The organism is Jonquetella anthropi DSM 22815, from assembly GCF_000237805.1.
GTDB classification, from domain to species: Bacteria; Synergistota; Synergistia; order Synergistales; family Dethiosulfovibrionaceae; genus Jonquetella; species Jonquetella anthropi.
On sequence record NZ_CM001376.1, the window covers coordinates 1,220,387 to 1,233,365 of the forward strand.

At 60.2% G+C, this 12,979-nt stretch carries 14 protein-coding genes; 9 read left to right on the forward strand and 5 right to left on the reverse strand.

Annotation, left to right across the window (positions count from 1 at the left end):
* Positions 1 to 127 precede the first annotated feature (127 nt).
* The gene (locus JONANDRAFT_RS05685; RefSeq protein ID WP_008521598.1) at positions 128 to 1,786 is read right to left on the reverse strand and encodes a dipeptidase; all 1,659 of its coding nucleotides are present in this window, start codon (positions 1,784 to 1,786) and stop codon (positions 128 to 130) included.
* 281 nt (positions 1,787 to 2,067) lie between these two features.
* Positions 2,068 to 2,646 (reverse strand): hypothetical protein, encoded by a 579-nt coding sequence (locus JONANDRAFT_RS05690; protein ID WP_155801409.1) that lies wholly within the window; start codon positions 2,644 to 2,646, stop codon positions 2,068 to 2,070.
* A gap of 87 nt (positions 2,647 to 2,733) precedes the next feature.
* Here JONANDRAFT_RS05690 and JONANDRAFT_RS05695 point away from each other — a divergent pair, with 87 nt between their 5' ends.
* The 6 genes from JONANDRAFT_RS05695 to JONANDRAFT_RS05725 all read left to right on the forward strand — a co-directional run bounded on the left by JONANDRAFT_RS05695 (position 2,734) and on the right by JONANDRAFT_RS05725 (position 7,995).
* Entirely contained in the window at positions 2,734 to 3,693 is a 960-nt protein-coding gene (locus tag JONANDRAFT_RS05695; RefSeq protein WP_233417391.1) for an NAD(P)-dependent oxidoreductase, read from the forward strand.
* Between the two features lies 1 nt (position 3,694).
* The gene (gene xth / locus JONANDRAFT_RS05700) at positions 3,695 to 4,474 is read left to right on the forward strand and encodes an exodeoxyribonuclease III (protein WP_008521601.1); all 780 of its coding nucleotides are present in this window, start codon (positions 3,695 to 3,697) and stop codon (positions 4,472 to 4,474) included.
* Position 4,475: 1 nt separating this feature from the next.
* Positions 4,476 to 5,969 (forward strand): YbaK/EbsC family protein, encoded by a 1,494-nt coding sequence (locus JONANDRAFT_RS05705; protein ID WP_008523129.1) that lies wholly within the window; start codon positions 4,476 to 4,478, stop codon positions 5,967 to 5,969.
* A gap of 119 nt (positions 5,970 to 6,088) precedes the next feature.
* The gene (gene grdA / locus JONANDRAFT_RS05715; protein ID WP_021775812.1) at positions 6,089 to 6,565 is read left to right on the forward strand and encodes a glycine/sarcosine/betaine reductase complex selenoprotein A; all 477 of its coding nucleotides are present in this window, start codon (positions 6,089 to 6,091) and stop codon (positions 6,563 to 6,565) included.
* A 119-nt stretch (positions 6,566 to 6,684) separates the two neighbouring features.
* Positions 6,685 to 7,530: a bifunctional 5,10-methylenetetrahydrofolate dehydrogenase/5,10-methenyltetrahydrofolate cyclohydrolase gene (locus JONANDRAFT_RS05720; protein ID WP_008521604.1), complete on the forward strand. Its 846-nt coding sequence runs from the start codon at positions 6,685 to 6,687 to the stop codon at positions 7,528 to 7,530.
* A 3-nt stretch (positions 7,531 to 7,533) separates the two neighbouring features.
* Complete coding sequence (locus JONANDRAFT_RS05725) at positions 7,534 to 7,995, forward strand: hypothetical protein (RefSeq protein WP_008521605.1); 462 nt, start codon at positions 7,534 to 7,536, stop codon at positions 7,993 to 7,995.
* Between the two features lie 79 nt (positions 7,996 to 8,074).
* Here the strand turns inward: JONANDRAFT_RS05725 and JONANDRAFT_RS05730 are convergent, their stop codons facing one another.
* Both JONANDRAFT_RS05730 and JONANDRAFT_RS05735 read right to left on the reverse strand, forming a co-directional pair.
* On the reverse strand, positions 8,075 to 9,544 hold the full coding sequence (locus tag JONANDRAFT_RS05730; protein ID WP_008523132.1) for an AMP-binding protein: 1,470 nt from the start codon (positions 9,542 to 9,544) through the stop codon (positions 8,075 to 8,077).
* A gap of 151 nt (positions 9,545 to 9,695) precedes the next feature.
* Positions 9,696 to 9,890, reverse strand: coding sequence for a FeoB-associated Cys-rich membrane protein (locus JONANDRAFT_RS05735; RefSeq protein ID WP_008523133.1), 195 nt, complete (start codon positions 9,888 to 9,890; stop codon positions 9,696 to 9,698).
* Between the two features lie 155 nt (positions 9,891 to 10,045).
* Between JONANDRAFT_RS05735 and JONANDRAFT_RS05740 the strand changes: the two genes are divergently transcribed.
* Together JONANDRAFT_RS05740 and JONANDRAFT_RS05745 are read left to right on the forward strand one after the other, a co-directional pair.
* The gene (locus JONANDRAFT_RS05740; protein ID WP_008523134.1) at positions 10,046 to 10,612 is read left to right on the forward strand and encodes a hypothetical protein; all 567 of its coding nucleotides are present in this window, start codon (positions 10,046 to 10,048) and stop codon (positions 10,610 to 10,612) included.
* Positions 10,613 to 10,614: 2 nt separating this feature from the next.
* Complete coding sequence (locus JONANDRAFT_RS05745) at positions 10,615 to 11,022, forward strand: GNAT family N-acetyltransferase (RefSeq protein ID WP_008523135.1); 408 nt, start codon at positions 10,615 to 10,617, stop codon at positions 11,020 to 11,022.
* A gap of 15 nt (positions 11,023 to 11,037) precedes the next feature.
* On the opposite strand, the gene JONANDRAFT_RS05750 is transcribed toward JONANDRAFT_RS05745, so the two are convergent.
* On the reverse strand, positions 11,038 to 11,661 hold the full coding sequence (locus JONANDRAFT_RS05750) for a hypothetical protein (RefSeq protein WP_008521610.1): 624 nt from the start codon (positions 11,659 to 11,661) through the stop codon (positions 11,038 to 11,040).
* Between the two features lie 301 nt (positions 11,662 to 11,962).
* On the opposite strand from JONANDRAFT_RS05750, the gene JONANDRAFT_RS05755 reads away from it, so the two are divergent.
* On the forward strand, positions 11,963 to 12,979 hold the full coding sequence (locus JONANDRAFT_RS05755) for an aspartate/ornithine carbamoyltransferase family protein (protein ID WP_008523136.1): 1,017 nt from the start codon (positions 11,963 to 11,965) through the stop codon (positions 12,977 to 12,979).

Sequence of the window (12,979 nt, forward strand, 5' to 3'; positions counted from 1 at the left end):
TCTCCGCTCACTTCTCTCTGAACGGACGTCTCAGCGTACCACCGACCAACGCTCGGCACAACAGAAATTTTCTAAGACACCGCAAAAAAGGCGGACGCCCTTGGGCGCCCGCCTGTGGAGACAGTTTTTACTTTTTCTTGGCGTTTTCCAGATCCCGACGGGACATGGCGCCAAATCCGACCTTGCGAAGGTACTCGGCCGGGTAACCGGGGCGGAACTTGGCTCCGTCCGGCTTAATCTGCAGGCCGTCCTGGTACCGGCCGATAAGGTACCACGCGAAGTCCCACCAGCCCTTGAACACTTCGTCCATGACCGAGTCGGTGTACTTGGTCAAGTAAGCGACTGCCTTGGCAGGACTCTGCTTGTAGAGCTTTTGGGCCTCGGCTTCAATCTTGGGCTGATCGGCGAAGAATCGATCCTCGTACTCGACCTTCTTCGCTCGAATTTCCTTGTACATGGCGTCCCAGCGAAGGTTGGCCCAGTTGTTGACTAGGTTGAACGCCCAGTAAGCGCAGGTCGGGTCATAGACGTGCCGCTTGCCGGTGCTCCACGCTTCGGGAACCTTCGTCACGCCGCAGTACACCGGGACGTACACGGTGGTGTCCGGGGCGTCTTCGCCGAACCACAGCACGCCGCCGATCGGGTCGGGCAGCCAGCTACGGCTCTGGGACACAAAGCTGTAGGAGCAGCGGTACAGGGCGATAGGACGCTCCCAGTCCTGCCCCTTCAGGTCGTCAGGCAGGTCGGCCTGTTCCTGCTGCCAGCGGTTCGGGCAGCCAAACGCGCCGGACGCTGGGTCCTTGGTCATGTCATAGTCGGTGCCTTCAAGATGGTCGCTGTAAATCAGCATGATATCGCGGGGCGTCAGCTTCTTGTCCGGCTTGATGCTGAACGGGTACGCCTCGTACCGGTCCTTCACCGGGAACTTCTCGCTGGGCTTCAGCAGCGAGAACGCCCGCCACTCGCGCCGAGACTGATAGTGCGGATAGCCGTAGGGCTCGGGGTCGAAAATTTTCGAGTAGTTGAACGGCTCGCCCTTCTTCCACCAGCCCATTTTCTCCGGCAGGTCGGTCAGGTTCGTCGACCACATGAAGTTCTCTTTGTCGTTGAAGTCGACCTCGCAGATGCGCGAACGGTTGGCACCGACGAAGATCTCGTCGTCGGGAATGCGCCGAGCTACCCAGTGAGCGCCCGGCAGACCGCTGGTCGGGGTCCAAATAGCTCCGCCGCCGCAGATCTCAAATACCCACGCCTCGTGCTTGTCGCCGACGATGAGCGTCTCGCCCCAGTCTCCGTAACCGTACTTCTCGGCCAGCTCACCCATCACCTTGATGGCTTCCCTTGCAGTCGAAGCCCGCTGAAGGCCAAAGATTTCCAAGTTGGCAATGTAAAGCATGCCGGCGGCGTTGTACACTTCGTCCCGACCGAGCCAAGTGAACTCGCCGATCATCACCTGCTTGTCGTTCATGAACGGATAGCCCACGTGGAAGTAGGTGTTCGTCTCGGGAACCTGCGGAATCGAGCCGGACTTGTAAATTTTGAGCTCCGGCCGCGTGTCGGTGCACACGTCCACGTAGACGTCCACCATCTCGCCCGGCTTGTGCTTGCCGCCCGGGACGATCTTGATCCGCTGGTCATACCAATCGTCTACCGTGTGACTGACAAGAACCGAACCGTCCGCCGTCGCCTTGCAGCCGGCTCCCATGCTGGTGCATGCAGCCGCCGAAGCAGCCATACAGGCCAGTGCACCTGCCGCAAGAAGGGTTTTGTGCAGCGCTTTCTGCATTCTCCATTGCCTCCCTTGGAATAATGTTAGAATTACTTAATTCATTCTACTCTGCAGGGCGGAGAAGTCAATTTATTCTATAAAAGTTTGGATAATTCGTCTCAAAATCTCCCTATTTTGCGCCGCTTCAAGTCGTGTGCCTCACCAGCCTATAATCCGACAGGCTCTTACGCGGGCAAAGGGCCATCGCCGCGCTGAAAACTTCTTCGGAAGAAAAAACGAGAGGGCGGCCGCCGACTTAACGTCAGCGGCCGCCCTCTCGTCGAAAGCAGCGCAGCAAATTAAACGAGCCGGCGAAGGCCGCCCAACAGACCGAACAGGCTGTCAAAGCAATCCAACGCGCGCAGAACCGCCAATGCCGAAGTGATTCCGGCGCGCGACGGGTCATCCCCAATTCGGTCCATCACCTGACAGCGAAGCCCGGCCAGGTCCTTAGCCTCGAACTTTGGGACCTTACGTTTCGGCCCCAACAGGACAGCGCCGTTCATGTCCTCTAGGAACGAGCTCAGCAGCTCGGCGAACCACAGGCGGCTCCCGTCAAACGCGCTGAGCTCACAGGCTCCCCATCGGCCTAGGTCTTCTAACGGGCTCTGGAACGCCTTTGTCAGGTCTGCCGCCGTCAGGATCTCAAGGCGGGCAGCGGCGTCCAGAGACGGCACGCCGCACACAGCTTCGCGCCGCGCCCCGTCAGCCAGCTCTCCCAAAACAGCGGCACGCCGTCCGGCCTGAAGAATTGCCCCGCGGTCGCCGCTTCGGAGGGCCGCCATCATGCCCTCGACAAGGGAACGAATCATTTCAGACAGCTGGCCGGCTATCCGCCGCATCGTCGTCTCTTTACTCATCCGCACCACCTCTGTCATAATGCTGTGTGAAAGCACAGCCCGTCTTTTTATAATCATAACATTCCCCGCAGAGGAGGACTCACTTTGGCAAAAATCTGTCTGGCCGTGAAAAGAAAACCCGAGTACGAGGCCGTCGTGAACGCGAAACTGCCCGGTTACCGGCTGACTTGGCTTGAAGATCTGTCCGAACAGGAGCGCCGTCAGGAGATTCTCGGCTGTGATGCCTTAGTGGTCACCATGCTGACCAAAGAGCTGACCTTCGACGAGAAGGGACTGCTGAACCGCGTCCCGTTCGTTCAGACCATCGCGGCCGGCGCGGACCAGTTCGACTTTTCCGCTGTGCCCCACGACGCTTTGATCTGTTCCAACATCGGCGGCTGGGCTCCCACGATGGCGGAACACGCGCTCGCGATGGCCTTTTCCTGCCTCCGCAAGCTGGGCGACCAAAAAGAAGCCATGAAGGACGGAACGTATCACCGTTTAGGCTGGGGGCTGCGGCGAATCCGGGGGAAACGAGTCCTAATCGTCGGCTACGGGGGCATCGGCAGAGCCTGCCGAGAGGTCTTCGCGGCCCAAGGTTGCTTGGTCGCGGCGGTCTCCCGCCACAAGCCGACCGATCCCCTTCTGGACGGCGGCGCTTGGGACATGAGCGGCTTTCTCCCCGCCCTGTCTCAGGCCGATATCATCATCGCCTGCCTGCCCTCCACGACCGCAACGGCCGAGCTGTTCGGCCAACCGCCCTTTCAGGCCATGAAGGAGAACGCCACGTTCATCAACTTGGCGCGCGCCGCGCTGGTCGACCGGCAAGCGCTCCTGAAAAAACTGCTCGACTGCCCGGAGTTTCACGCCGCGATCGATCCGTGGTGGGAGGAAGAACACGTCTGGGACGGCTCGGATCCGCTGATACGCCTGCCCAACGTGGTGGCGTCCTGCCACACGTCCTTTGACTCGGAAACGTCGTGGCCCGAGGCCATAGGCATGGCGCTGGACAACCTGATCAAGTACCTGAACGGCGAGCCGTATGTCGGTCGGGTCAATTTCAGCGAGTACGTCAAGGAGGCGTAAGATGACCTTTAGAGTTGGAACGTTCAACGTCAACTCGCTCCGAAGCCGCCTGCCGGTTCTGGAACGGTGGCTGCCGACAGCGGGGGTGGACGTGCTGTGCGTTCAAGAGACCAAGGTGACCGACGACCAGTTCCCAGTCGCAGAAGTCGAGGCGATGGGATATCACGCCGTCTTCGCCGGGCAGAAGTCATACAACGGCGTGGCCGTCCTCTCCCGCCGCGCGCCCGACGAGAGCGTTTCAGGGTTCAACGACTCGCAGGAGCCGAACGCCGATTCTCGGCTGCTGGCCGTCCGCTTCGGCGATCTGTGGATTTTTAACTCCTACGTCCCTCAAGGCAAGGCGATCGATCACCCAGACTACCAGTACAAAAAAGAGTTCCTTTCCCGCCTGTCGGGGCTGGTTGCCGCCCGGCTGCCCGGAAACGTCCTGTGGGTCGGCGATTTGAACGTTGCCCCCACGCCGCTGGACGTGACCAACCCGACCAACAAAAAAGATCACGTGTGTTTCATCCAAGAGCTCCGGGACCTGTACGCGCTGAAAACGTCCGCCCTCGTCGACCTGCTCCGCCGGTTCCACGACGGCGAAGAGCTGTACTCATTCTTCGATTACCGGGTCAAAAACGCGCTGGAGCGCAACATCGGCTGGAGAATCGACCACATGCTCGCCTCGCCGGCTCTCGCCGGGCTCTGCCGGAACTGCTGGATCGACAAGGAACCCAGAGGCTGGGAAAAACCGTCGGACCACACACCGATGCTAGCCGACTTCGACTTGGAGCTTTGATGTGGAATACGTCCGCTTTCTCAGCCGAGAGCTGTTCCCCCTGACCGGCAAACGCCCGGCAAAACTGCACGACCCAGACCTAGCCACGTTAGCGGCAGCGGGATTTGGCCTGTGGAACCCCAACGCGGGCGCCCTCATGCTCCTGCCCCTTGGACTTGGCGCGGCAGATGATGTTTGCCGGTCCTTTCTCCAAGGTCTTGAGCGGACCGGGCTCCAGCCCTTCCCGGTCCAGTCTTTGTCCGAACGCGGGCCGCTGGAATTTGCCGTCCGGCTGCTCAAGCGTCCGGGGGATCTTCCCCGGCTTTTTGCCGAACGGACGAACGACCGGTTGACCCTCCAAGGGTTTGCCGAGGACGCGGGAAGCGCCGCAGACATGGCGTCCTGCGCCCTGCGGGCCCTAGGTCAGACGCTTGCCGCGTGGGGAATCAACGTCCGGCGGGTTGAGCGGCTGACCGACGACGGCTTCGCCGTCGATTTAGGCGTCCCAGCCGACGCGGGCGAAGAGGACGGCTTGATCTCGCCGACCGGGAGCCTCTACGCCCCCGACAGCCCGCTGGCCGCCGAGCCGTGGCAGGAAGCGTCGGAAGAGGCCCAAGACCTCGCCACGCCGAACTGCTCGACTATCGACGAACTCGCCGCGTTCTTGTCCATCAGTCCGAAAAGGACCGTCAAGTCCATGTGCTACACCGTCGGCGGCAAGCTCGCCGTCGTCATCTGCCGGGGCGACCGGCAGATCGACGCGTCAAAGCTCAAAGCCGCCTTCGGCGGCGCGCCGTTTGCCCCGGCGTCAGACGTCGAACTGCGCGCCGCGCTGGGAGAGACGGCCGGCTACATCGGCCCAGCCGGCCTGCCGGATGCCGTTCGCCTTTTGGCTGACTTCAGCGCCTGCGAGTGCCGAAACGTCGTCATCGGCGCGAACCGAAAGGGGTATCACCGAACGGGAGCCGAGTGGGGCCGGGACTTTAAAACCGACTGGACAGCCGACGTCACATCCGTCCAAATCGGCGACGAAACACCGGACGGGCCGCTGTCGGCCTGCCGGTGGCGGCGCCTCGTCAGGGTCCGGCCGATTGACCCGGCCGCGGCGGGCGAACCGTCGCTCGTAACCAGCTCCGCTCAGGGTAAGCGGCGAATCTTTCCTTGGCGCGCCGACGTTCGTCTGACGTCAGTTTTGGCGTCGGCGGCCGCCTGCGGGAAGTTGGCCCGGTTCGTGCCGTTTGATCTAGTTCTCGTCTCGGATGACGACGTTGCCCGGACTCAATTCGTCAGCGTTCTGACCGAACAGAACGTCCGAATCCTGGAAGATGACAGGCCGTCCCCGCTGACGGCGCGAGCCGCCAGCTGCAGTCCATTAGGACTTCCGATTCTCACCGTCTCAGGCGGCGAAGCCGAACTGACCTTCCCCGACGGAACTCGCCGACCGATTGGACTGACGGAAATCAGTGATTTAGCCGACCTTCTGGCCAACTCTCGGAATCAGTTTTCGTCCCTTTAAAGGAATCTTCAACTGGCTGAGAATATTTTTTCATCCATTTGGCCTCTTTTCATAACAAAGAAAAATGTTATAATACTTCCATAGGTTCATCATTAATTGTTCAAGAGGAGGTGCAACGCATGGGGAAACTGGCTGGAAAGAAGTTAGTCTTCCTCGGCGAGCGGGACGGCGTCCCGGCCCCGGCGATGGAAGCCTGCTTCAAAAACAGCGGAGCCGAAGTGGTATTTGAAGCCACCGAGTGCTTTGTCTGAACGGCAGCTGGAGCCATGGACCTGCAGAACCAGCAGCGTGTCAAAGACGTTGCTGAGAAGTACGGTGCGGAAAACGTCGTCGTGATTTTCGGTTCTTCCGACGCAGAGGGCGCGGAGATTTACGCCGAAACCGTGACGAACGGGGATCCCACCTATGCAGGACCGCTGGCCGGCGTCCCGTTGGGACTTGCCGTTTACGATATTTTCGAAGAGGAAATTCGGGCCGAAGCTGACCCCGCAGCTTGGGAAGAGAACATTTCCATGATGGAAATGGTTCTTGATCCTGAGGCGCTTGCGGCGGCCGTCAAGGGCATTCGCGAACAGTACTCAAAGTTCACACTGTAAGCTTATAAGAGGCGTTGCCATATGGCAGCGCCTCTTTTATTTCCGAGCATTTCAGCCAGATTGTGCTACCATAAAAGAAACCGCCTCACAGGAGGCCAATTTTTTTCAGGAGGTCTTTCATGAACGCGAAAATTGTTGACGGCAAGGCGCTGGCGGCAAAACTTAAAAGTTCCTACAGCGCACAGATTGAAGACCTGAAAGCTCGCGGCGTCGAGCCGAAACTGGCAGTACTGATGGTTGGCGACGATCCCGCCTCCGAAGTCTATGCGGGACAGAAGAAGAAGAACTGCGAGAAGCTGGGCATCGCGTTTGAAATGGACCGGCTGTCCGCCTCATCGACAGAAGAACAGGTTCTTGCCGCCCTTCAAACGCTGAACGACGACCCAACGGTCACGGCCATCATGGTGGAGATGCCCCTGCCGAAAGGGCTGGACAACAACAAGGTCCAAGCGGCCATCTGCCCTGAAAAGGACATTGACGGCGCGAACCCGGTAAACCTTGGCCTGCTGGCTTCCGGCCTGCCTTGCATGAGGGCCTGCACCCCGTCCGCCGCTATCGCGCTGGCCGAAGAGGCCGGCGTGGACTTTAAGGGCAAGAAGGTGGTCGTGCTGGGCCGAAGCGTCACGGTCGGCAAGCCCGCGGCGCTGATCGCGCTGGAAAAACACGCCACCGTCACGGTCTGCCACAGCCGAACCGTCGACTTGGCAGGGGAAACCCGACAGGCCGACGTGCTCATCGCGGCCATCGGGAAGCCCAAGTTCGTCACCGCCGACATGGTCAAGCCAGGAGCCGTCGTCATCGACGTGGGCATTAACAGCACGCCTGACGGTCTTGTGGGCGACTGCGACACCGAGGCCCTGATGTCAGTGGCCAGCGCCATCACTCCCGTTCCCGGCGGCGTCGGACCAGTTACCAACGCGAAGCTGATCGGAAACATCGTCGAAGCCGCGTCCCGCAGAGGATAGACGATGTCGGAACCTCTCAGCCCGACAGATAAAGTTCGGCTCGCGAAGGAAATCAGCGACGGCGTCAAGCGGTATATCGCCATTCAAAACGGCCTGCTCAAGTTCTCGTTTGCCAAAGCCCTAGGCTTCCGCTCGTCGGACCCGACCGCCGCGGCAAACGCCGCGTCCGATCTTCGCGGCGAGCTGTCACCGCTGCTTGACCAGCTGAGAGCCCACGAGCTTTCCGACCAGTTCTCCATCACCCTTCGCGGGTACCTTCGCCAGCTGCTTCAAGCGATGGACGTTTTCTTGGCTCTGTGCGGCCGGTTGGCCGAGGCTCGGGCGGCAAAGGACAAAGCCTACTTGAGAAAGGGCGGCTTCAAGGCCGACTTGGAGAAGCTCCAAGAGGCAGAACGCGCCTATTTGGTCCTTGGCGCCAAGCTGAACGAACTCGCCGCCGCCGAAGGGCTTCGGAAGAAAAACTGACCCTGCCCGTTTGAGGCGCTGAACCAGCAAGACAAAAAAAGCCGGCCTCCGCTAACGCGGAGGCCGGCTTTTTATTTGGCTATTCCATTTCCCTGAGCTTGCGGCGCAGCACCTTGCCGGCCGGGGAAAGCGGCAGGGACTCGACGAAATCCACCTTGCGGGGAATTTTGTAGTTTGCCAGACGCCCTTTGCAGAAGCTGATCAGTTCCCGTTCGGTCAGAGAAGTTCCCTCTTTGAGGACAACGAACGCCCGAGGAATTTCCCCGTTCACCAAGTGCTTCATCGAAACGACCGCACAGCTGGCAACCGCCGGGTGCTCTGCAAGGACCCGCTCGACTTCCTGCGGGTACACGTTGTACCCGCCGACGATGATGATGTCAAGCGCCCGGTCAAGGACGGTGATGAACCCGTCCTCGTCGTACTTGACCACGTCGCCGGTATCGTACCAGCCGTCGGGCAGCAGCCTCTCGGCGGTGATCTCCGGCGACTTGTAGTACCCTTCAAAGACCGACGGACCGCGGACCCAGAGGCGCCCGGGCACTCCTGCCGGCTGGGGCTTCCTTTCTTCGTCCCGAACCTCCCAGTCGAACCCGGGCAGGATCGGCCCGATGGTCCCGAGCTTACGCCGGTCGTAGGACGGGTTGACGGCGACCACAGGGGAGCACTCGGTCGTCCCGTAGCCCTCCAGAACCGGCACGCCGAACACCGACTGGCTGGCCTGGTCCAGCATCAAGTTCAGCCGGTCGCCGCCGGTGATGACCAGTCGAACGTCCTTGGGCTTCACGTCGTTGTGAGCCGCCGACCGCTTGAAAAACTCCATCATGGCCGGCACAAGGAAAAGGACCGAACAGCGCGCCGCTTCGATGGCGCGGAGCGTCTCCAGCGGCGGCATGAAGTTCTGCACCACCGCTGTTTTAGCCCCCATGAAGTTGGGCAAAAGCATCGACAAGGTCATGCCGAACGAGTGAAAGTTCGGCAGGGCCCACAGGTACGTGTCCTTTTGATAGAACGGGACCTGCTGGGTGCAGGACCGAACGTTGCTGATCAGGTTTTCGTGGGTCAATGGAACCGATTTGGGCATGCCGGTCGTCCCGGACGTGGTGAAAAAGACCGCCCAGCTGCTCTTGCCCGGCTCTCCTGCCCGGCCGGTGAACGGCGAAAGAGAGCCTTGAAGGTCCAGCGCCACAATCGGACGGCCCTCGACGCCGAGGGCTGCCTTCTCGTCGCCCGAGGCGATGACGACGGCGAACGGGTCGATAAACTGAACCGTAGGAGCGAGAATCGACGACCCGCTCCGCTGGTTCAGCGGGACAAGCGTGCCTTTCAGCTTCCAGACCGCCAAAGCGAGGGCGAAAAGGGCCGGCGTGTTGGGCAACAGGGTGACAAGCCGCTGTCCTTCGCTGAAGCCAGCTGACTGAAGGACCCGAACGTTCTCTTCGTACCATTCCCAAACGGTCCCGCCGGTGATCCAGTGACCGGCAAACCAAAATGCCGGTTCATCCCGGCGGGCCTGTAGCCGAGGCAACAGGATGTCTTCAAGCCGCTCCATACAAAACGAACCTCCCCAAAACTAAATCGGCCAACCCTGATCGGCCGCAAATTCCGCATTTGTCTTTTATTGTACCCGGTCAGGGTTCATGCCGCAAGACAAGAGGGACCATGCAGCCTTTGGAGCCGCACGGTCCCTCTCTTCTTTTAAGTTACTTCTCTTCGTTCGTTTCCCCGCTGGCCGAGCCTTCATGCTTGTGCTTTTCGCAGCCGCAGCCGCAGCCACACCCGCAGCCGCAACCGCCGCCTTTAACCGTTTTTCTGACCTTGCGGGCCACATACCAGACGGCCAGAAGTCCGATCAGGACCACAATCACAATTTGAATCACGCTGCTGTTCTGTTCCACGTTCATACCTCCCCGGCGCCTCGAATGATGATTTTAACAGTGTAAACCCGTATTCGTCTGTTCTGTATCGCATTTTTACGGGCCGTGCCGGAAGCCGGGCAGGGTATAATGAAGCCGCGATCCCCTTCGACCAGATCTCCCAAGGAGGGATATTGATGAGTGCTTTTTCATTTTTTGGAGACCACCCGCTCGTTCTCGGCCTGACCATCGGGCTGTGCGGCGTCGTCTTTGTGACGATCAACGGCTGGCTGCGGCTGCATCGGCTCAAACAGTACCTGCAGACCCACCTGACGATGACGAACAAGGCGCACAGCGAGCTTCTCAAGGAAAACGACGAGCTGAAGACCAAGTGTGCCAACCTCGAAAAATCGCTGGCCATGCTCTCGCAGAAGACGTCGGCCGCGGAAAAGAAGACCCTTTTAGCCTACGATCAGACGCTTCACCAGCTGTTTCTTAAAATGCCTGGCTTTGCCACCGCGTGGGAAGAAGCCCTGCGGGAAACTCAGGCGGAGATGGACAAAAGCGAGTCCGGGCTCAAACCGTTGTTGAACCGAATCTTTCACCCGTCGCTGTTCGCTTCGTCCGCCGACGCCAAGCGCCCGGGAGAAGAAAGTCAAACCGCTGAGACGAATCAGACGGCCGACGCCGAGGTGACGGCCGAAGAGAAAAAAGAACCGGCCGACCCAGCAGGCCAGCCGGAAGACAGTCAGGAGGAACGATAACCGTGCCGGACTTTGAACTCAAGATCGTGTCGGACGCACCAGTTGAAGACGTGATTGAACTTTACAAGGACGCCGGCTGGTGGGAAGAAGGCTGGAGCCGGGACGCGGCAAAGGCGATGATATCCGGCTCGTTCCGTTTCGCCGGCCTGTTCCGAGACGGGCAGCTGGTCGGCATGGGTCGTGCCCTGTCCGACGGCGTCAGCGACGCGTACATTCAGGACGTGGTCATCCGCAGCGACCTGCGGGAACAGGGATGGGGCCTTCACCTCGTCCAGCTGCTGATCACCGAGCTGAAATCGGCTGGCATCGACTGGATCGGGCTCATCGGCGTCCCCGGCTCAGAGAACTTCTACCGCAAGTTGGGCTTCTCCGTCATGAAGGACTTCGTCCCGATGAAGCTCCAGTGCTGAGGCCTGCCGAACGTCTTATTTCCCTTTCAGCCCTGCCTTCTCCCGACCAGCCCGCTCGACCTCTTCAAGGCAAATTGCCAGAACCTGCTCGTACGTCTTCTGATCAGGACAGTACAGCCGCTGAATTGCCACCCAGCCGGAAGAGAGCGTGACCGTCCGGCACCACCGGTGAGGGACCACGGCGCGCACCCGGTGCCACTCGATCCACTTTCCCTTTCCCCAGCCTGACACCGAACCTTCAGGCACCGGCCACGGCGCGAGGGAAAAGAAGTGCGCCCACGATGTGAAGCTGATCTTCGGCGACGCGCCCTTGGCGGTCTCGCAGTCCGACCCGGAACCGTTCAGCACGTATCGGGCGAAAAAGCGGTTCCGCAGGAAAAAGACCCCGGCGACAAAAAAGAACCCCAAGAAGATCAACACAATCGCCGCCATCAGCTTGAAAACCGAAAAGACGACCGCCGGGTCTGCCGGCGGCTCCAGCCAGCTGACGATGACCGAGACGAGCGTAGAAGGAACGAACCACGCCAGCCCGGAAAAGACCAGCAGGTCGTACAGGATAAACAGGTTAGTCATCAGAGGCACGCCGGCCTCCCATGTCAGGAAGTTCTCTCCGGCGTACTTGTCCGAACGGTCTTTCATGTTTGCGGCCCCTTTCAGCAGGCGGCATCACGTCGCCGCCGTCACAGTCATCATATCACGCGGCGGCGGGTTCTGGCTCGCCCTTTCAGAAGCTCTTCCTCGACAGCTCAGCATCTTTTCTCCGAACGAATTGAACGTCCCGGCCTGAAGGCCGGGACGTTTTTTTGCGCCGCCCTTTCGCCCGCCCTTCAAACGATTTCAGGGACTTTTATTTTTTGTAGTGCAATCGGTTGCATTTCATGTTACAATGCGTCGGTCAAAACGATTTTCGCCAAAAATCACCGGAAAGGACTTGATCGACGTGTCTGTTTCTTCTTCGTTCGCTCCTCTGTCCATTTATGATGAGCTGGCGGCTACCGAACTGAAGGGCCGCAACCTTGAGTTCCTCACTGACTTGACGAAAGACCAGTTCGAGCACCTGTTTACCGCTGCGGCCATGCTTGAGCCGTTCTCCCGCGGCGGCGTCCGGCTGATGGAAGGCAAAGTCCTCTGCGCCCTGTTCTTCCAGCCGTCCACTAGGACCCGGTTCAGCACCGAGCTCGCCATGCTCCGGCTGGGCGGAACGGTCATCTCGGAGTCCAACCCCGCTGTCGCTTCGTCGGCCGCCAAGGGTGAGTCCCTGGCCGACCACTTAGCCACCGCGTCGTGCTACGCCAACATCATCGGTCTGCGCCACCCCGACTACGCGACCGTCCGCGCGGCGCTGCCGTCGGCGAACGTGCCGGTCATCAGCTGCGGCTGGGGCAACGAGACTCACCCCACCCAAGGGCTGCTCGACATGTACACCGCGTGGCGGGCGTTCGGCAACCGAATGGACGGACTGAAGGTCTGTCTGGCCTCTCCTGACATGTCCCGCGGCCGGGCGGCCCACTCGTTTGCCATGGGCCTTGCCGCCATGGGAGCGCACATCACCTACGCGGCCCTTTCCGAGCACCCGATCCCGGATCTTGTGATGGATAAGCTCCGCGCGGCAGGCGCCGACCTCACCGTCGAATACGACCTGACCAACGACGAGTTCTTGAGCCTGCTGGCCGAACACGACCTGTGCTACCTGCCGGGCTGCTGCGTCCCCAAGGACAACCCGGACGCCCGCAACGACTTTATGGAAAAAATCTCCCGGTTCTATATCCGGCGGAGCGACTTGGAGAAGATCAAGTCGATAACCGGCAAAACGGTCGGCCTCATGCACGCCCTGCCGCGCAACGAGTGCGAGTTCGACCAGTCAATCGACAGCTCGGAGTTCGAGCTCTATTTCAAACAGATGCGCTTCAGCGTGCCGCTTCGCATGGCCTTAGTGGCCAGCATGGTCGGAGCTTAG

Coding starts and splice junctions, on each gene's coding strand:
- JONANDRAFT_RS05685 (WP_008521598.1), bottom strand. CDS start 1,786: ATGCAGAAAGCGCTGCACAAAACCCTTCTTGCGGCAGGTGCACTGGCC.
- JONANDRAFT_RS05690 (WP_155801409.1), bottom strand. CDS start 2,646: ATGACAGAGGTGGTGCGGATGAGTAAAGAGACGACGATGCGGCGGATA.
- xth (WP_008521601.1), top strand. CDS start 3,695: ATGACCTTTAGAGTTGGAACGTTCAACGTCAACTCGCTCCGAAGCCGC.
- JONANDRAFT_RS05720 (WP_008521604.1), top strand. CDS start 6,685: ATGAACGCGAAAATTGTTGACGGCAAGGCGCTGGCGGCAAAACTTAAA.
- JONANDRAFT_RS05725 (WP_008521605.1), top strand. CDS start 7,534: ATGTCGGAACCTCTCAGCCCGACAGATAAAGTTCGGCTCGCGAAGGAA.
- JONANDRAFT_RS05730 (WP_008523132.1), bottom strand. CDS start 9,544: ATGGAGCGGCTTGAAGACATCCTGTTGCCTCGGCTACAGGCCCGCCGG.
- JONANDRAFT_RS05740 (WP_008523134.1), top strand. CDS start 10,046: ATGAGTGCTTTTTCATTTTTTGGAGACCACCCGCTCGTTCTCGGCCTG.
- JONANDRAFT_RS05750 (WP_008521610.1), bottom strand. CDS start 11,661: ATGAAAGACCGTTCGGACAAGTACGCCGGAGAGAACTTCCTGACATGG.